Genomic DNA, 17,771 nt, shown 5'->3' with positions numbered 1-17,771 from the left:
CGAGCGCGTTGAAGACGGCTTGCGACAGTCTGCACCGCGGTCGTCTCACCATCGTCATGCCCACGAGGTCATCAGGGCAGCGAGCCCAGCCAATTCTCCTTGACCTCGATCAATTCCCGGACAACCACGCGCTTTTAATCGTATCGCCTGATCCGAGGCTTGGATCCCACCCTCGCCCTGCACCGAATGAGACTGCGGTCGCTCAACGGACCGCAGATTGACTGGCAGTTTCAGCCTCGTTCTCCTTGTCGGTCGAAGTCATCAGCACCTGATCCGCCGAAGCCGTCACAGGCTCTCGCGATCGCTTTTGGTTCGCGTTCCTTGCAAGACTTGCCGGCAGTGCGGAGGCCAGCCCCTTTGGAAAGAACAGGAGGACGACGATCATCGCCAGAGCAACCAGCATGAAGCGACCTTCGGCGAAGTTGTTAATGCCTGCGAGCCCTTCCGAGATGAAGGTCAGGAAGAGCGCAGCAAACAGCGGCCCGTAGATGCTGGACGTGCCCCCGACAAGCACCATGCTCAAGATGAGCGACACGGTCGAGAAGTCGAAGACCTCCGGCGAGGCAACGCGCAGATAGATCACGTAAAAGCCGCCCGCAACCCCCGTGAAGAACGCACTTGCCACAAGCGCCTTCAGGCGTTGCAATGCGATCGGGATGCCGCGCGAGACGGCGTAATCCTCGTTGTCGCGCAGAGCTTTGATCGAGAGGCCGAAATCGGAGCGCACCAGCCAGCGCAAACAAACGGTCGTGGTGACAAGCAGCCCAAAGGCGACATAGTAGTAGCCGAGCTTGTAGTCGCGCAGGAAATTGTAGCCCGGCAACCATATCGTCGGCACGCGTACCATGCCTTGAGTTCCGCCGGTGAGATTTGACTGATTGATCACAAGTTGCATCACGAGCTGGCTGAAAGCAAACGTGACCAGCACCACATAGACGCCCTGAAGGCGTACGACGGGCAGAGCGACGATGACAGCAGCAGCAGAAGCGGCGAACCCGCCGATGAGCATCGCAACCCACGGATCAATCCCGAGAAGCTTTGCGCTCAGTCCTGTCGCGTAAACGCCCACGCCAAAAAAGGCGACATGGGCAAAATTGAAGATGCCAGCATAGCCAAGACTGAGGTCCCAGCTCGCTGCGACAATCCCGTACACAAAGGAGATGATGAAAAGATGCCGCAGATAGCTGTCCTGGACGAAGATCGGCACAAGGAGCCCGGCGATAAGCAGGACGCCAATCAGCCATACCTTGCCGTTGCGAAGCTTGCCATCGTGGAGGGCCATCATCAACGCACCACCTTTCCGAGCAGCCCCTGGGGCCGGACGAGCAGCACGAGGATGAGCAGGAGAAAGATCATTGAGGGGGCCCAGTAGATGCCTACGAAAAACACGAGGGCCGCCTCAAGGAGGCCCATCAGATAGGCGGCGACAACCGTCCCTCCCAACGAGCCGAGCCCGCCGAAGATCACGATGATCAATGCCTTGACGAGCGGCTCGGAGCCGAATTCCGGAGTGAGCAGACGAATCGAGCCGAGAAGAACGCCCGTAAGCCCGGCAAGGACCGCCGAGAGGGCGAACGTAATGATAAAAAGCCTGGAGACGTCGATGCCGATCAACTTGGCGGCATCCCGGTTCTGGCCAACCGCCCGTATTCCGCGTCCTATCCGCGAACGATCGAGGAAAAGCCAAAGCGCTCCAAGCAACAAGGGCGCCACGACTATAATGAGCGCCTCCTGTGCGGAAATCGTCGTTTGCCAGATTTGAACATTGCCCGTCGCGATCGGAGCCAATTGCTTGAGCCTTGCCCCCCAGATGAGCTGGATCCCCTTCTGCATGAATATCATGGCGGCAAGGGTTGTCATGACGGTGACGAGCAGGATATCGCGATGATCGTAGAACGGCCGAACAATGACCCGCTCGATCAGAATGCCCACACCGATCATGATCGCTGCTGAAACGGCGATTGCCAGACCCAGCCCGAAATTGAGCCCGGCCGCATCCGACACGGTCCATGCGAAATAGGCGCCGAGCGTCATCAGCACCCCGTGAGCGAAATTGAAGATGCCAAGTGTCGTCCATACCAGGGAAAGTCCGCTCGCCATCAAGGCATAGCCGGAGCCGAGCACGATGCCGCTGACGAGAATGGCGCTAAGGATGTCACTCGTGATCATGCGTTCTCCGACCCGAAATACATGTCCATGATTTCCTGATGGTCGAGTTCTCCGCTCCGGTTGATTTCCCGGCCGATCTCGCCGTGGTCGACGAGGTACATACGGTCGACCAAGGAGAGGATGAATGCGATATCCTGTTCGACGAGAAGAAGCGGAATGCCGCGCGACGAGATTTCCGAGATTGCCTCAGCAAGCTCGTCCTTGAGCTTCGGAGACAGCCCAAGCGTTGGCTCATCCAGCATCAGCATGCGAGGCGCGCACATGAGCCCTGCGCCGATCGACAACATCTGACGCTCGCCCCCTGACAGCGTCTTGCATTGCTGCCGACGGCGCTCGGCAAGCCGGGGAAACAGGTTGAGCACATAATCGAGATTTGTCTTCAGCTCCTCCCGCGCGCGCGGCGTGAACGCCGCAAGCTCGAGGGTCTCCATGATCTGCATGTCGGGAAAGAGGCGATTGGCCTGAGGCACGTGAATCAAGCCGCGTGCCACGATCTTCTGGGGCGCGAGCTGATTGATCGGCTCGCCCATGAAGCGGACATCTCCCGCTCGCGGGCGGATCACCCGCGAAATCGTGTTGAGAAGCGTCGTCTTGCCGTGCCCGTTGGGTCCAAAGAGCCCGACGCGCTCCGTCCGTCCGACATGAAAGCTCATGCCGAGTAGCACGTCGGAAGCATCGTAACCGGCGCGCAACCCGGCGATTTCAAGGGCGTTCGTATTGTTGCTCAAAGCCTGGCCTCCCGTTTGCCGAGATAGGCTTCGACGACCTCCGGGTTACGTACGACCTCTGCCGGACTTCCTGAGGCGATGATGGCACCGTGATTGAGAATCATCAGACGTTCGGACACGTTCAAGAGAAGCGGCAGGACGTGTTCAATGAGAACAACCGTTATGCCGCGTCGGTGAACAGCAAATATGAGATCGGAGAGCCCCGTGACTTCCGGCTTGGTGAGACCGGCGGCAGGCTCATCGAGGAGAAGCACCTTGGGCCGGCCCGCGATTGCGGAAGCGATCATCAACTGCTTGCGCTCAAAGACCGAAAGGTCCGAGGCAGCTTTGGCCCGGCGTTCAGCCGTGAGTGACACGTCATCGAGCGCCCGGTCAGCGGCTTGTTTCGCCTCAGTCGATGTCATCCTCCCGCAATAGACGGCGCTTGCATAAACGTTCTCGCGCGCGCTCAGCGTCGCAAACTCCGCGTCCTTTTGGAATGTTCGAAGGACACCCGCTCGGCTGATCTGATGCGGGGGCAGCCGATGGATCGGCCTGCCAGCAAGCAGTATCTCACCCTCGCTCGGCGGAAACGGAATCCCGGTGATGACATTGAAGAGCGTGCTCTTGCCACTACCGTTCGGACCGGCGATGCCGAAGATCTCGCTCTTTCGAACCGAGAACGACACATTGTCAAGCGCGAGCAGTGCACCGAAGCGCCGGGTTACCTGGCGCATCTCGAGCAGCGGCTTATCGTCATTTGGTTCTACCATCGTCTCATCTCCCGGCTCGCAGTGGAAGAAGCGGCCACGTGCCATTGCCGCGTGGCCGCACGCCGAAGCGCTATTGCTGCATCCACGGAGGCATGCGGAACTCTCCGTCTGCATACTGCTTCGGGTAAAACAGAACCCGCTTGCCGTCCCAGATCTGGAAGAACTGGATGGGAATTGAGTCATCACCTTGGTTGGCGAGATGCGTTTTCGCGTCAAAGGAGAGCTTCCCGCTCACGATCTGCTTCCGGCTCTCGCCAATAGCCTTGCCGATCGCGCTCCTCTTGGTCGGGTCCCCCACCTTCGCCAGGGCATCGGCATAGACCATGACCTCCTCGTAGAGTGCCGGCCCGTACGTGCCTGGTTCGTGGCCGTATTTGTCCCGATATTTCTTGATCACCTCGGCAGCCCGCGGGTTCGCAGGCGTGTTGAGCGTGCCGCCCAGCAGGTTATAGACGACGCCCGTGGCCTGCTTGCCCGTCAACTTCAAAAATTCGGGAACCGAAGGCGCATACTGGATGAAGACCAGGCTGTCCGTCGGCTGCTCGAGGAACTGGGTCAGGAATTTCCCCGCGTTGCCCGGCTGATAGTCGGTATTGATGATGACGGCCGGATTGTCCTGGCGGACCTTGGCCAGGAATGTTCGCCAGTTGTCGATCTCACCGAACGGCAGAAGGTCTGCCGATGTCACGGTCCAGCCCGCGCCCTCGAAGCTCTTCTTGAGCCCGTTCATGATGGTCTTCGAATAGGGATTGTCCGAAGAGATCAGGGCCACCTTCGTATTCCGCAGCCTGAGCTTGCCATCTGCAAGAAGGCCCTTAACAACCGGGACCATGGCCGTATTGTACTCATCCAGGGACGGAGCCATTGACCAGACAGTCGGGAACTTGTCCGGATGAGGCGCGATGATGTCCCGTGTCTGAGCCGAATTCGCCCAGATCAGGTACGGCATATCCTGCTCGGCCATGATCTCGATTTCAAAATTGCTGCCGCTGGCATAGCCGGTGAGGATGGCGTTCAGGTCATGGTCACCCGCCAAGCGTTCGATCGCGCTAGTCACGGCATCGGCGGACTGGTTCTGGGTGTCGCCTACGACCACCCGCAGCTTGTAGCCAGCCACCCCGCCGGCTGCATTGATTTCGTCAACGGCGAGCTTGGCGCCGTCGATCATTTCGTTTCCATCCGCGGCCGAGTTTCCGGTCAGCGGCGCGAGAATACCGATCTTGGCAATTCTATCAGCAGAGTGGGCAGGCGCTGCCGCGGCGAGCGCAGCAACAACCAGACAGGTCAAAAGACTAGAAAGCCTCATTGTAGCAATCCCTCTTTCACAGCGTTTGTTACTCATTTGCGAGCAATCATTTGATTCCGCACCAATCGATGATTCCGGCGGCCAGGGTTTTGGTTGTTTCCTCCAACGAGGCGATATCCACATACTCGTCGGCGCCGTGGAAACCATCGCCGGTTGCACCGCAGATCACGGCATCAACTCCCGCGCCGGCGTAGTGCGCCGCGTCGACGACGGCAATCATTCCGGAGATCTTGGGCTTGCCGCCCAACTGGGTTCGACGCTGCAAAAGCGACTGCACAAGCGGATGATCTGGCGCGGTATCCATAGGCGGGAAATGGAGGCCACCGAGCTCCCATTGCACCTTGATCGGGTTCTTCTGCAACCAAAGATCCTGCTGGCAGAAATGATGGACGAACGCTTCGAACTCAGACCGGATCTCTTCCTTGGTCTGGTGGGGCAGGAATTTGTAGTCGAGGTCGATAACCGCCACATCCGGAATGATGGCGGGATTGGTCATGATGAGCGGCAACCCGTCCGGCCCAAGCCCCGCGCCAGCACGCATTGCCCCGACATTGATCGTATTCATACCGGGCGGCAGCAGTGGGTGTTGACGCATGCGGCACCTCGAATATTCGAAATTCCTGAGCGCTTCCAGAAAACGGGTTGCAATATCGATCGCATTCACGGCTGGCCGCAGCCGATCAGGTGCATCACGCTGCGGCCAAATCTCGTTGTAGCGCCACGCCGAATGGCCTTGCCGACCGGTGATGGTGATGCGTATCCATTCCAGACCGCCTTCGCAGACCTGGATATCGCCCATCGTGAGTTCGGTGATGATCGCCGCCTTGGCGAGATAGCCTCGCTTGACAGCGTCTATCGCACCAAAACCGCCAGCTTCTTCGTCGACCACCGAATGGAGGGCAACACGTCCCTCAAGTTCGATACCTGCCGCCCTGATGCCGCGGATGGCAGCAATGGCAGCTGCGACGCCGCTCTTCATGTCGATGGCACCACGCCCGTAAAGCTTGCCACCCTTGATCTCACCCCCGAAGGGGTCGACCGTCCAGGTGCCGACCTCGCCGACCGGCACCACATCGATATGCCCGCACAACAGCAGGCTGCGCTCTTCTGAGCCAGAGAGCTGACCGATGACGTTCGGCCGGTCCGGAAAGACGTCCCACCGGTCAATCGACATACCAAGTGACGTGAGTTCCGATTCAACCAGGTCTTGGACCGCGCTCTCGCGGTTCTGGCTCGGATCATTGACGAACTTCGGATTGACCGAGGGTATTCGGACCAGCCTTTGGGTGAGCTCAGTCGTGTAACTCCGCTCGCGATCGATCGCGTTCCAGGCGGCCTTTACTGCAGCGTCTAGATTACCCATTTGGAACCCCTCCCTTATTTCCAGCAAGATATCGCTTGGCCATGGCAGCCAACGCGCGGCCGCCAGTCTCATGGATCAGCATGTCTGAGCGTGAGGCGATAACGCCGCGTCGCTGCAATACTTATTGCTTCATCCAGGGCGGCATGCGGAATTCGCCGTCCGCGTGCTGCTGCGGAGAAAACAGGACCCGCTTGCCGTCCCAAACCTGGTAGAACTGGATCGGAAAACCGTCGTCGCTCTGGACGGCAAGATGAGTTTTCGGATCGAAAGAAAGCCTGCCCTGCGCTGTCAGCTTGCTGGTTTCACCGATGGCTTTTCCGATGGCGAGACGCTTTTTCGGGTCGCCGACCTTCTTCAATGCGTCGGCGTAAAGCATAACCTCCTCGTAGACCGCCGGTCCGCTTGAGCCCGGCTCGTAGCCGAACTTAGCTTGAAACTTAGTATTGATCTCAGTCGTGCGCGGGTTTTTCGGCAGCGTTCCGCCGATGAGATTATAGATGACGCCCGTTGCCTTCTCGCCCGTCAGCTTGAGGAATTCCGGAATGTGCGGCGCGTACTGGATAAATACCAGGCTGTTGGTCGGCTGCTCGAGAAACTGGGTCAGAAACTTTGCTGCATTGTCGGCCCTGGGGTCGGTATTTATGACGACTGCCGGGTTGTCCTGGCGGACCTTGACAAGAAACGTCCGCCAGTCGCTGACCTCCCCGGTCGGCAGAAGGTCAGCAGATGTGACCGTCCAGCCGTCTTCCTCGAAGCTCTTTTTCAATCCATTCATGATCGTCTTCGAGTAGGGATTGTCGGTGGAGATCAGAGCCACTTTCCTGTTCTGCAGCTTCAGCTTGCCGCTCTTTTCCAGGCTATGCAGCACCGGAATCATTGCCGTCTTGTAGGCGTCATAGGAAGCATTCAACGACCAGACGGTCGGGAACTTGTCCGGATGGGGTGCAATGATCGCGCGCGTCGAGTCGGTGCTGGCGTAGAGCAGATACGGCATATCCTGCTCGGCCATCAATTCGATCTCGAAATTGCTGTAGTCGGCATAGCCGGTGATGACGGCATTCAGGTCAGGGTCACTGGTCAGGCGCTGGACGGCGCTGGTAACCGCCTCCACCGACATGTTCTGCGTGTCTCCCACAACGACCTGAAGCTTGTAACCGGCAACGCCGCCCGCCGCATTGATTTCGTCGACGGCGAGCCTTGCACCATCCACCATTTCGTTGCCGTCGGCAGCGGTGCCGCCGGCGAGCGGCGCAATCACACCGATCTTGCTGATCTTGTCGGCGGCCTGGACAGGGTTGGTCGCGATCAGAGCGGCGAACCCCAGGCTCATCCAGAGGCCGGAAAATTTCATGGTCATCGTCATACTCCCCTCTCCTTGATTGCAGGCACCGAACATCCCTCAGCGGGGGCCGATGATCGCCGCCACCACGATCGGTCCAGGCGACCGACTTCAGCCGCAAGGACTGGCGATTAACTCGCCCTCATGACCTGACCTATCCCGGGCGCGTTCCGATCTCGTCGAGCAGCACCTCTGTGTCGACCTGCCGGCAATACCCCTTGATCGCCCGCAAGGTGTTGTCGTGGCGGTCCTGGCTGTAGGTAGCGCAGGCATCCGGGACGAGCGTCACGAGGTAGCCGAGATCGCAGGCGTCACGCACCGCCGATTCCACGCACTGGTCGGTAACCAGCCCGGCCAGGACCAGCTGCCTGACCCCGAGATTGCGCAGCAGGTAATCGATGTGGGTGGACACAAAGACACTCGAGGACGATTTCGGCAGCACGATTTCGTCGGCGGCGGGCGCAATCTCGTCGATAACCTTCCCATCCCATGAGCCCTTCGGGACGTTGAAGCCGGTGATCTTGTAATCGAGGCTGCGATCGCGGCCGTCCCTGGTGAGACTCTCGATCGTCGTGTAAAGTACTTCTATGCCTGCGGCACGAAACGCTCCCTGCAACCGCTGCATATTGGGGATGGCAAGGTTCTTCAATCGATCGAAATAGTAGCGGTACCTGCCGGCAATCTCGGCGTCCGGGACATTCCTGAACTCGCCGCCATCACGTCGCACGCAGAAATTCTGCACGTCGATGAACAGCAGCGCCGACTGCTTCGGATTGAGCGGCACCTCGCGTGTCGTGGGGAAATCAGTCGTTGACATGCCTTTTCTCTCGCGCATCGGTCAGCCCATCGGCGATCAAGCTCGCCCATCTGTGCTGCCCCTCGGGAACGCCGATCAAATCGTTACGAATTTCAAGCAACAGGTGCGGCAGGCCGCGCGCCTCCCCGTGCACCGGGATCGTGTAGTCGCCCTGATCGTCGACCACATAGGGCTCGTTGTGCGCACAGATTGTCGCTGGATTGCGCTCCTGAAACGAGTCCAGAAAACGCCCGGCAAAGCTGCGGTCGCGGTTGGAGAGCACACCGAGTTGCCATGGCCGCCTCGGTCCTCCTGCCAGCCGCGGTGTAAAGCTGTGCACCGCGACCAGCACTGCCGGCGAACCTGCCGACGCGCGACGATCCAGAAAGAGCGCCACTTCCCGATGGAAGGGCTCGTGGATCTCCGCATAGCGCTGCCGGCGCCGGTACTCCGCGAGCTGTAAATTGCCCGGAACGACTGTCCCGTCGCTCACCTCCGGGATACAGTCGGGTGCGCTGAAGGGACGATTGCAGTCGATGACAAGCCGGCTGTAGCGCTGCAGGAAAAGTGGGGCATCGAGCTGATCCGCAAGGCGACGCGCCACACCTTCGGCGCCGATATCGCAGGCAATGTGCCCAAGAGTTTCGATCGCGGGCAGACCAAGGTTCGCGAGCCGTCGCGGAACAGCGGTCCCCGCGTGCTCGCAAACCAGCACGAAGTCAGCACGTCCGTCGGCGTTGACCAGCTCAACCGGGCGCGGATCCGACGACGAGAGCACACCCGGCAATGTTCCTGAGTACTGCAACACGTCACCCGAAGTTGGTGCATGGCATCCGTCGCCACACTGGATTACCCGAGAAAACGAAATTCATAGATCAAAGTCAAACATTTTCTTTCGTTTGACATATTTTTTTCATAAGGCTATTGCCGGAACTCGACTTTTTCCGATCCGGATTTGCTCAGGTTGGGTTGCGTGACACGGCAGGACACGAGGCGCGCTGCGCCATCCAGCCCGGCGACGGGGCAGCGGAGCTGTTCAAGCTTTTGCTGGATGGTTGCGGACGTTCGATCAAATGGAGAGGCAGATCGCGAGCAGCGCCTGCCAGCCCGGTGCTGCCAGCGTCAGGAAGACTTTGCTGTAAATCAGACGCGCACAAGTGGCTCGCAAATGCTCATTCCTGCCCTCCCGTTGCGCCGCAGCCTGCCTCAGCATGCTTGCAGGAAGCAGGCGCGAAGCGCGCGCAGTCAGCGGTCGCACTTCTCCTGACAGACGCCGGCACAATGAAGCCGTCGTCGAAAACATGACGAAGAGCACAAGTTAGCCGAAGGATGCATATCGCCCGGAGCTCAGCTTCAGGGATGGCGACCTTCTCAAACGTGCAACTGAGGACAGGTAATGCTGAAAAAAGGCAAAACGTTCGACGAGGTTCGAACCGGGTTTCGGTGGAATATCCCCGACTACTACAATATCGGTGCGGATATATGCGACAGGTGGGCCGATAAAGAACCCGGTCGACTGGCGATCATTGACGTGGAGCCTGGAAAATCCACTCGCGAATACAGCTTCGCCCAGCTGAAGGCATTCTCCAACCGGCTGGCCAACGCCTTGAGCGCGCGCGGCATCGGCCGGCGTGCCGGAGAGATGGGCGATCGGGTTGGCGTTATGCTCCCTCAGCGCTTCGAGACAGCAGTTGCGCATGTTGCGCTCGCAAAACTCGCGTGCATCTCGATCCCGCTATTTACCCTGTTTGGACCCGATGCCCTTCTGCACCGTCTGGCAGATTCCGGCACACGGGCAATCGTGACAGACGCCCCGGGCGTCGAGCGAATAAAACCTCTTCTTCAACAGCTGCCCGCATTGAAGCTGATCATCTGCGTCGATGGCGCGATCGGACCGGCCAGCTGCCTGGCTGCACTTTGCGCGGCAGAATCAGATGTGTTCGAACCTGTGTCGACACGCGCGGATGATCCGGCAATTCTGATCTACACGTCAGGCACCACAGGAAACCCCAAAGGCGCCCTTCATGCCCACAGGGTTCTGTTGGGACATCTTCCGGGCGTCGAAATGAGTCACGAGTTTCTCCCCCGGGACGGAGATCGTTTCTGGACTCCTGCGGACTGGGCATGGATTGGCGGTCTGCTCGATGTGCTCATGCCGGCGCTTCATCATGGCATTCCGGTTGTCGCCTGTCGGTTTACCAAATTCACCGCAGAGGCGGCTTTCGACCTGATCAGAAGCTGCCGGATACGTAACGCCTTTTTGCCTCCCACCGCTTTGAAAATGATGAAGCTCCTGCCCGGGACCCGGACGCCTGAAGTGCGCCTTCGCTCGGTGGCAAGCGGCGGCGAACCGCTTGGTGAAGAATTGATGGAATGGGGGCGTGCCACGCTTGGGGTGACGATCAACGAGTTCTACGGCCAGACCGAGTGCAACATGGTGGTTTCTTCCTGTGCAGCGCTGGAGCCCCCCTTGCCGGGCAAAATGGGCCGGTCTGTGCCTGGCCACGTTGTCGATGTAATCGATGCTGCGACCGGCATTCGTCAGCCTGACGGGAGGGAAGGCGCGCTTGCGATCTTGTCCCCCGACCCCGTGATGTTCCTCGGCTATTGGCAAAATCCCGAAGCGACCCGCGAAAAGTTCGCGGACGGGCCGGATGGGAAATGGCTTCTCACGGGTGACCTGGGGATACGCGATGCTGAGGGCCGGCTTCACTTTGTGGGGCGCGATGACGATGTAATTGGCTCCGCCGGCTACAGGATTGGGCCTTCAGAAGTCGAGGATTGCCTGCTTGCGCACGAGGCTGTCCGCCTTGCCGGGGTGGTCGCCAGGCCGGATCCGCTGCGAGGGGCGGTCGTTGCCGCATATGTCGTACTCAAGGACGGATATATCGGATCAGATGCATTGGCTGACGACATTGCAAAATTCGTCAAATCACGCCTGGCGGCGCATGAATATCCGCGTGTAGTACGCTTCATTGATGAGATTCCCCTGACAACAACGGGCAAGATTATTCGTGGTGCCCTGCGCAAGATGGCCCGGGATGAAGCTGCAGCAGAGCACGTCGCAGCGAGTGGATGAGAACGCAGAAGCATTCGTTTGCCGCGACCAGGCGAGTCCGGACTCGACACACCCGGGACCCGAAACATTTTCCGTCGCAACCGTTCGGCGCCCCTGCTCGACAGCCGGCGTCATGGCAACATCCCGGCCTGAGCCCGGCACGAATTGCCTGAGCACTGGTCGAGGAGGACTCCGAAACGCTGCGCCAGCTCGTTGGTGGCGCCTCTCACCTGCAAAAAGGAGGCAAGAAACTCGCTCTTCGACAGCCTCCGCAGGAATTCGACATCGTCCATCGGGATGCCATTCGCGACGACGTCCTTCCCCCGCCCTGTGAGAATTTGAGGCCGATTGACAAGCATCCACCGGAGGAATGGCGCACCCCGATCTCGCGCCCCGCAAGGTCCCGCGCCAGATCCTGGAATTCAATGTGGGACAAACTCAAAAAGCTCATAGGTGATACGGTCAGCCTACGGGGCCCATTTGTTGGCCAAACAAGCAACGAATCTATTTTCCTCGCTTCGAAGCTTCGCGCGAAACAAAATCCGCGGCAATTGTCGCGTCTGTGCGCGTCGGCGACGCTTCGGCCTGGTGATCGCTCGCGCAGGGAGATCAATCAGGCACTCGGGTATCGTCCAGCCAAAGCAACTCTATGAGAGAGACTTCATCCGGCTTCGAGAAACCAGATCAACGTACTCTTTCATCTGGTCGATCCGTGCCGCTGAAGGAGAAGATGTACATTCATCCAAATGGTCTTCCAGCCTTTCAATGCGCATCAGTATTTTTTTGCCCTGCCAGGAAATGCTGCGAAATACCGGGATGGGCTTGATGCTTTCGATATATGTGCTCCGGGCGCCATTTCTGCTGCCCTTCGACAATTGAATGTTCAATATCATACTCAAGACGAGATGCGGCGCGGTATACCATCCCCACGTCAAGCTGCCCAAAGAGTAGGCGATCACACCAATCCGGTCCGGATCCCTCTTCGTCCGGTAATATTCAAGTGGCTGAATAACGTGAGGGTGATGCCCCAGGATCAGGTCCACTCCGTCCTCGATCAACGAATGAGCGGCCTCGATTTGTCTGTAACGTGGAAAAAACTCAAACTCGTAGCCCCAATGAATTGATGCAATAATGAAATCACAACCTTGCTTCTTGCAATCCTCGATTTGCATTTTGAGCAACGTCAGGTCCGTTGGGACATACCTGGACAAGAGTCTGGCCGTGTGCACCCGAAACGTTTCGTTCCCGGGGAGCTGATGAGCATTGAGTCCAAATGTCGCCGATACGAATCCGATCGTGACTTGATTCTTGACAAGAATGTTCGCCCGCCCGTATTCCCGGGGGTGACGGGGGGCACCGATATCAATGATCCCGGTTTGTGCCATCGCTCTCCGGGTAGCTTCAACACCCTCTATTCCCAGGTCCAGTATGTGATTGTTGGCAGCGTTGAGAACGGTAAAATGCCTGCCCCGATGCCCGGTCAACGCGGAATATTGAGCGAATGAGCAGCACATCATCGCCGTTCGTCCGTCACCTATGGCTCTTCTTACAACCTCCTCATCTGCTACAGGCGATTCATAGTTCGCAAATGAAATGTCGGCATCAAAGAGGGCAGAAGCAACATTTTCAAAAAGGAAATCCCTGGAGGATTCGAGGCCATCTGCCTGAATCAAATCACCCGCAGCGCTCAGCGTCACCGACGTATCGCTCCTGAACTCATCCGGCAACTTCACAACGGATCTGTCGTTTAGAAACAGGATTTCAGGCACGTTCCTTTCTGATTTTATGATCGGCCTTGCGCTTTTATAGAACCAGTACGCCATATCGGCGAATTTCATTTCTTCCAGATCGGTTGCGACATCCCGAAGCGGACGATCCCAGAGACGTAACCATGCCGCGCATTGTACGGCTGCGCGCGTTCGGACAGAAGCACGGAAAACCTCGGCAGGACTTGCGGGAAGGTGACGCGGCATGAACAGATGTGTCTCGACTGAAGAGGAAGGCGTTTTGTGATCCGGGCGGGTTCAATAGCCGCGGTCGGTGACCCGATTATTCGCGCTGGCAGAACACTCCCGACGAATTCAACCCGATGACCGCGTCCGCATCGGGATTTTCCCGGTTGGTATTGATACGCTCCTCAACCAGAGTCTCTGACGCGTCATAGCCGACCGCCGGATGAGTTTGACAATCTGCCGTGCCATCGATTCCGGCGATGCCAAGTGCTTGCAAGTCCGTTGTTTGACGACGCCTGCCACCAGTAGCGGACATAGAACTCCTTCCTCTTCCCGGAACTGCTTGCCTCCAGATCTTGATGCACTCAAAGTAGATGGAAGCTCGCACCTTGAAACTACCAACATCGGTAGCTGGCACCCCGGCGAGCCTCCGTCGACTGCCAGTTACGCGACGGCCTTCCGGTCACCTATCCATCCTTCCCCAGCCTTACGCTCATGGGGACACAGATGATGAGTTCGATTTCCCGAACGGAGAACCAACGGACCGGCGACAGCCACCATTTGCAGATTGTCACGAAAGGACGTTGCGCTGCTGCCGCCAATGCTGGACTTCAACCCGGGCCGCTCCCGGACGACAGGCGACGCAGATCGATTTTCGATCGGCGGCAGGATATGAACGCAGGTTACCCGGACGATCCCGGACTACCCCACAAGAGGCCAGATCAGGCTCGCCTCGGTCATTCCGGTATCCAGAGGTGCAGCGGCGAATCTCGAGCTCGAATCAGGAGGCCGGTTGTTGCTCTGCCTCAGCGTTTCCCCCTCGCCCGGGCCCCTTCTTCCGCCACCTCGACCGCAACCAACCGGTGATTTCAGAGTGGAGCGGCAGGCTCGTCGAAGGCTCTCGCAGTCGTTGGCGCTACGGAGAGGCGGCGCCGGCGTCCGGATGACAGCCAGGAAGAGGAGCAACTGGCCGACGCCTCCCGATCCCGAATGATGCCGCTGCCGCGCCAGCTACCAGGGAGCACTCGGGCAACCCGGACAATAGCAGACAGGGCCAGCCCGGCTGAGGAGGGTGACAAAATCCCGGCTCTATGAGCCAGCGCAAGGCGAGCCGGAGATTCATGAACATCAGAGACCGTGCGACGACGAGGGTGCTCTGCCCTCACCAACTTCGCTGGGCAATCTGCGCATGGGGAGGCTGGTCGTCCGCTGCGCGTCCATGAGCCAGCATCTGTATAAGCCGGACGCCCCTGACAGCTTCCCTGTTCTTATACTCAATATTGGTTCGAGACTGTCGCGCGACCCGCTGGACGTGCCAGATCATCCTCACGCAGAAATCCGGATTTGAATCTGCATCAACTGTACCTGCTTCGTCTTCCGGGAGGCGATCCCAGCCGGCGCTTTTGAGGAACAAGCGCAGCTGTCAGAGAGACCTTCGATCGCTCGCGCAGCCCGATCACGGAACAGATCCTACGGTGATGCTCCAGCGGAGCTTTCCTCGCAGCTCACATCCTCGAAATATTTTCTGGCCTTGAGATGTTTCTGCAGGGCGACTGGTCTGTACGGGCCGAAGCTCGTATAGTTGCGTACGGATTTCATGGCAAGGCGCTCATAGACCGTGTCATGAAGTTGCGCTGTGTCCGGGACTTCACGGGCGGCCCTGGACCAATGCAGCGCCGTTCCACCCATTCCGACCATGCATTCATCATGCATCATTCCGTCGGCTGACGGATAGAGCCGCAGAAGGTTTCTGTCGACGAGGACACAGCCGGGTTCCGGGATTTTTTCGGTAATGAATTCCACCATCCAGGCGAGTGTGATGTCCGACAGGCGCGACTCATTTTCCGGATAGCTTCCGCCTATATCGGCGTGATTGCCGGCGAACCAGATCTGGTCGAATTGCTCGGGCTCGCCCTGCCTGTCGGGCCACGTGACCGTCCCGGTGCCTCCCCATGGCACGCGCTTGAAGTCCTTCCGACCTTCGTCAATCGATTGCAGATGCCGTGCGTACTGAACGTCGGAGGGGAAATGCCGGTCGTAAGTCCATTCGGGAAAGATGCGCTGCCAGCCGATCGCCGCAACTGCATCCCATATCCCGATGAAATAAACGGAAGCACCGACGGCGCGTCCGGCTTCCGATTTGTATGCCGACCGGAACTGCTCCGCTCGCCGGTCCGCATCCGTTCCCTTGCGTGGCATTCCGAGCCAATAGATACAGGCAACGGCCTCTCTGGCGATCCGTCGCAACGATTTAGGATCAAGGCTGATGGATTCACCACTACGCTCCGTCCTTGGAATGCCGCAGAGCTCCAGTACATGGGCAAGGCACCTGGCGGTGTAGGCACCCCGGCTGAAGCCGAAGAGATAGATGCGATCTCCGGGCTCCCACACGCCGATAATCGCCGTGTAGCAATCAATGATCTTTCTGGTGATACCGAAGCCGAACATCTGCTGGACCGTTTCCTTGAGCCGGCGCCAGCGGCTCTCATATCCTGGCGCCGGGGTGCCTATCCCCGGGACATAGAGTGCCAACTGCTTCCCGGGATCGATGATCGAGTCGGGGCCGGTCCGCGTGGCCCGGTAGAGTTTATAGACATTGGTCCGGCTCTCGTCTGGCAGCAGACCACCTTCGTTTCCCGTCCCGTCAGCGAACAGCAGGATGTTCTTCGCCAAGTTCAGTCTCCCAGGGTCACGAGCGGTTCGAGCAACGAATCCGCAATGACGATGCCGGTCGCATCCGTGAAGATCGCGGCAACATCCCTCGCCTTCTGCCGGAACGCCTCGTATGCATCCTGGCCGATCAGCGGAATGGCTTCAGCGAGGCTTGGCACGTGGCCCGGCTTTTTTGCGACTACCGCGGCCTTGAGTTTTTGTTTCGTCAGAGCGAAGGCCCGCGATGGCGGCGTTGAGCTCAGAGATGTTGGTGGGCGTCACGAGCTTGCCGCCAATGTAGACAGCCTGGCTGAGACCGACGATGCCAAGAATCGTATTCGGAACGGTGAACGTCGACAACTGACTGACGCCTGCGGCGACCAGACCGCCCATGACGACCAGACCAAATATGAAACTCTGGTAGCGGTACACGTCAAAGACGCCGTCGGTGGTGAAGAAGTCCCGCCATGTTGCGTTCGATGGGTCAACGACAGTCCTTGCCATGGGAATCCACCCATGTCTCAGAAGCCAAGCCCGATTGTCAGCTGACAGCATATTGCGCTGACTGTCCGTACCCTTGGCTATCGTGGCTCCGATGCCGCTGATCCCGAGCAGTGCAAGGATCGAGCCCGAGAGGTCTACGAGGGTTCCAGTCTGCAACAGCAACAGCGTTATCAGGGCAGCGACGGCCAGCGAGAAGGCAAGTGTCTGGAACGTCGAAAGACTGCCTTTGCCGTCCGGCCCTGCGGAGACCCGGGCAGGATTCAACCCACGCAGAAACGATCCGAACGTGTGATCCCGCCTGCGAAGCGCAAATGCGACCCAAAGGTAAAGGACGAGAATTTCGACGAATACCGAGAAGATGCTGAGCCAGTACGGACTGAGCCTGACGCTCACGGACGAGACTCGCCAGGGAGACTGGCCGACGGGACTGTTGCACGTGTAGAGATACAAATCGACCCTGCTCCAGAACCAGGCCAGATCATCGGCCATGTTCAGCGTAACAATTGTCTGATCAGGCTCGAGCAGATGCTTCTGCACCAGCAGATCAGACTCTGTCGCGCGGCGCGTGACAGCGTCCTGACGCTTGAAGATATAGGTCTGATCGCTGTAGTCGATTGCGGCAAAGTATCGGATGCCATCGACGAATGGCGTACGCACACCGATGTCCACACGCTGGTTTGTCGGCAGGAAATTAGTGGGGAGCACGATGGGAGCGCCGACCGGATTCCGGCCGGAGCGGAGCTCCACGGCAAATTCGCCGGGCTTGACGCATTGCTTCTGGGGATCACCCGATGCGGCGACTGCCGGGACCCCCGCAGCTGCGGGCTTTCCGGCCGTCAGATCCTCGCGCGGCGCCTCGGGCACCGGACTCTGGTCCGCCAGTACCTGGCCCTTCACCGCAGCCGTGCGCTGTTGCGCGTTCGTCGCCGGGCACAGCGAGACACCCGTCAGCGCAACAGTACATAGGGCGACGAACAGCGATCTGAGCATTACCCCCCGGCGGCCGGATCATCGCCATTTACCAATGGTTGCATTCACTTTGCAAGCCAACCTGTGCCGTTGTCCCGGCCGTTCGATCAGCGTCCCCGATGCGGGCAGCGACAGCTAGGCCGGAACGAAATATCCGGCGCGGAGCCAGCGTCCCGTCTCGCG

Annotated in this window: 15 protein-coding genes; 1 reads left to right on the top strand and 14 read right to left on the bottom strand. The window is 58.9% G+C overall.

What is annotated here, in order from left to right:
• Nucleotides 1-202: 202 nt before the first annotated feature.
• The 9 genes from ACVW1C_RS28265 to ACVW1C_RS28225 form a co-directional block, all read right to left on the bottom strand.
• Nucleotides 203-1,285 carry a branched-chain amino acid ABC transporter permease gene (locus tag ACVW1C_RS28265; protein ID WP_456761143.1) on the bottom strand — a complete coding sequence of 361 codons (1,083 nt, stop codon included), beginning with the start codon at nucleotides 1,283-1,285 and terminating at the stop codon, nucleotides 203-205.
• Entirely contained in the window at nucleotides 1,285-2,169 is an 885-nt protein-coding gene (locus ACVW1C_RS28260) for a branched-chain amino acid ABC transporter permease (protein ID WP_456761142.1), read from the bottom strand. The genes ACVW1C_RS28265 and ACVW1C_RS28260 overlap by 1 nt, the downstream gene beginning before the upstream one ends.
• Nucleotides 2,166-2,822, bottom strand: coding sequence for an ABC transporter ATP-binding protein (locus tag ACVW1C_RS28255; protein WP_456763196.1), 657 nt, complete (start codon nucleotides 2,820-2,822; stop codon nucleotides 2,166-2,168). Before ACVW1C_RS28255 ends, ACVW1C_RS28260 begins: the two co-directional genes overlap by 4 nt.
• 71 nt (nucleotides 2,823-2,893) lie before the next feature.
• On the bottom strand, nucleotides 2,894-3,649 hold the full coding sequence (locus ACVW1C_RS28250) for an ABC transporter ATP-binding protein (protein ID WP_456761141.1): 756 nt from the start codon (nucleotides 3,647-3,649) through the stop codon (nucleotides 2,894-2,896).
• A gap of 70 nt (nucleotides 3,650-3,719) precedes the next feature.
• Nucleotides 3,720-4,955: an ABC transporter substrate-binding protein gene (locus ACVW1C_RS28245; protein ID WP_456761140.1), complete on the bottom strand. Its 1,236-nt coding sequence runs from the start codon at nucleotides 4,953-4,955 to the stop codon at nucleotides 3,720-3,722.
• A 46-nt stretch (nucleotides 4,956-5,001) separates the two neighbouring features.
• Entirely contained in the window at nucleotides 5,002-6,318 is a 1,317-nt protein-coding gene (locus tag ACVW1C_RS28240) for a M20 family metallopeptidase (protein ID WP_456761139.1), read from the bottom strand.
• Nucleotides 6,319-6,439: 121 nt separating this feature from the next.
• Entirely contained in the window at nucleotides 6,440-7,681 is a 1,242-nt protein-coding gene (locus ACVW1C_RS28235; protein WP_456761138.1) for an ABC transporter substrate-binding protein, read from the bottom strand.
• 130 nt (nucleotides 7,682-7,811) lie between these two features.
• A complete protein-coding gene (locus ACVW1C_RS28230) occupies nucleotides 7,812-8,492 on the bottom strand; it encodes an isochorismatase family cysteine hydrolase (protein WP_456761137.1) in 681 nt (226 codons plus the stop codon).
• Entirely contained in the window at nucleotides 8,461-9,258 is a 798-nt protein-coding gene (locus tag ACVW1C_RS28225) for an N-formylglutamate amidohydrolase (RefSeq protein ID WP_456761136.1), read from the bottom strand. The genes ACVW1C_RS28230 and ACVW1C_RS28225 overlap by 32 nt, the downstream gene beginning before the upstream one ends.
• 591 nt (nucleotides 9,259-9,849) lie before the next feature.
• Here ACVW1C_RS28225 and ACVW1C_RS28220 point away from each other — a divergent pair.
• Nucleotides 9,850-11,532: an AMP-binding protein gene (locus ACVW1C_RS28220; protein ID WP_456761135.1), complete on the top strand. Its 1,683-nt coding sequence runs from the start codon at nucleotides 9,850-9,852 to the stop codon at nucleotides 11,530-11,532.
• Nucleotides 11,533-12,158: 626 nt separating this feature from the next.
• Here ACVW1C_RS28220 and ACVW1C_RS28215 read toward each other — a convergent pair.
• The 5 genes from ACVW1C_RS28215 to ACVW1C_RS28195 all read right to left on the bottom strand — a co-directional run bounded on the left by ACVW1C_RS28215 (nucleotide 12,159) and on the right by ACVW1C_RS28195 (nucleotide 17,609).
• Nucleotides 12,159-13,484: a CapA family protein gene (locus ACVW1C_RS28215; RefSeq protein WP_456761134.1), complete on the bottom strand. Its 1,326-nt coding sequence runs from the start codon at nucleotides 13,482-13,484 to the stop codon at nucleotides 12,159-12,161.
• Between the two features lie 76 nt (nucleotides 13,485-13,560).
• On the bottom strand, nucleotides 13,561-13,779 hold the full coding sequence (locus ACVW1C_RS28210; RefSeq protein ID WP_456761133.1) for a hypothetical protein: 219 nt from the start codon (nucleotides 13,777-13,779) through the stop codon (nucleotides 13,561-13,563).
• Nucleotides 13,780-14,933: 1,154 nt separating this feature from the next.
• The gene (locus ACVW1C_RS28205; RefSeq protein ID WP_456761132.1) at nucleotides 14,934-16,136 is read right to left on the bottom strand and encodes a DUF2235 domain-containing protein; all 1,203 of its coding nucleotides are present in this window, start codon (nucleotides 16,134-16,136) and stop codon (nucleotides 14,934-14,936) included.
• 2 nt (nucleotides 16,137-16,138) lie between these two features.
• Nucleotides 16,139-16,294, bottom strand: a complete 156-nt coding sequence (locus ACVW1C_RS28200) for a hypothetical protein (protein WP_456761131.1) — start codon at nucleotides 16,292-16,294, stop codon at nucleotides 16,139-16,141.
• Nucleotides 16,278-17,609, bottom strand: a complete 1,332-nt coding sequence (locus tag ACVW1C_RS28195; protein WP_456761130.1) for a hypothetical protein — start codon at nucleotides 17,607-17,609, stop codon at nucleotides 16,278-16,280. Before ACVW1C_RS28195 ends, ACVW1C_RS28200 begins: the two co-directional genes overlap by 17 nt.
• Nucleotides 17,610-17,771 lie beyond the last annotated feature (162 nt).

The organism is Bradyrhizobium sp. USDA 4011, assembly GCF_054063415.1.
Note: the sequence above shows the minus strand (reverse complement) of the source record. Positions and strands in the feature narration are given on the sequence as shown.

Bases quoted from the DNA above. Each gene is read 5' to 3' on its own strand.
- ACVW1C_RS28240 (WP_456761139.1), bottom strand. From the start codon at position 6,318: ATGGGTAATCTAGACGCTGCAGTAAAGGCCGCCTGGAACGCGATCGAT.
- ACVW1C_RS28265 (WP_456761143.1), bottom strand. From the start codon at position 1,285: ATGATGGCCCTCCACGATGGCAAGCTTCGCAACGGCAAGGTATGGCTG.
- ACVW1C_RS28235 (WP_456761138.1), bottom strand. From the start codon at position 7,681: ATGACGATGACCATGAAATTTTCCGGCCTCTGGATGAGCCTGGGGTTC.
- ACVW1C_RS28220 (WP_456761135.1), top strand. From the start codon at position 9,850: ATGCTGAAAAAAGGCAAAACGTTCGACGAGGTTCGAACCGGGTTTCGG.
- ACVW1C_RS28250 (WP_456761141.1), bottom strand. From the start codon at position 3,649: ATGGTAGAACCAAATGACGATAAGCCGCTGCTCGAGATGCGCCAGGTA.
- ACVW1C_RS28260 (WP_456761142.1), bottom strand. From the start codon at position 2,169: ATGATCACGAGTGACATCCTTAGCGCCATTCTCGTCAGCGGCATCGTG.
- ACVW1C_RS28255 (WP_456763196.1), bottom strand. From the start codon at position 2,822: ATGAGCTTTCATGTCGGACGGACGGAGCGCGTCGGGCTCTTTGGACCC.
- ACVW1C_RS28215 (WP_456761134.1), bottom strand. From the start codon at position 13,484: ATGCCGCGTCACCTTCCCGCAAGTCCTGCCGAGGTTTTCCGTGCTTCT.
- ACVW1C_RS28245 (WP_456761140.1), bottom strand. From the start codon at position 4,955: ATGAGGCTTTCTAGTCTTTTGACCTGTCTGGTTGTTGCTGCGCTCGCC.
- ACVW1C_RS28230 (WP_456761137.1), bottom strand. From the start codon at position 8,492: ATGCGCGAGAGAAAAGGCATGTCAACGACTGATTTCCCCACGACACGC.
- ACVW1C_RS28210 (WP_456761133.1), bottom strand. From the start codon at position 13,779: ATGTCCGCTACTGGTGGCAGGCGTCGTCAAACAACGGACTTGCAAGCA.
- ACVW1C_RS28195 (WP_456761130.1), bottom strand. From the start codon at position 17,609: ATGCTCAGATCGCTGTTCGTCGCCCTATGTACTGTTGCGCTGACGGGT.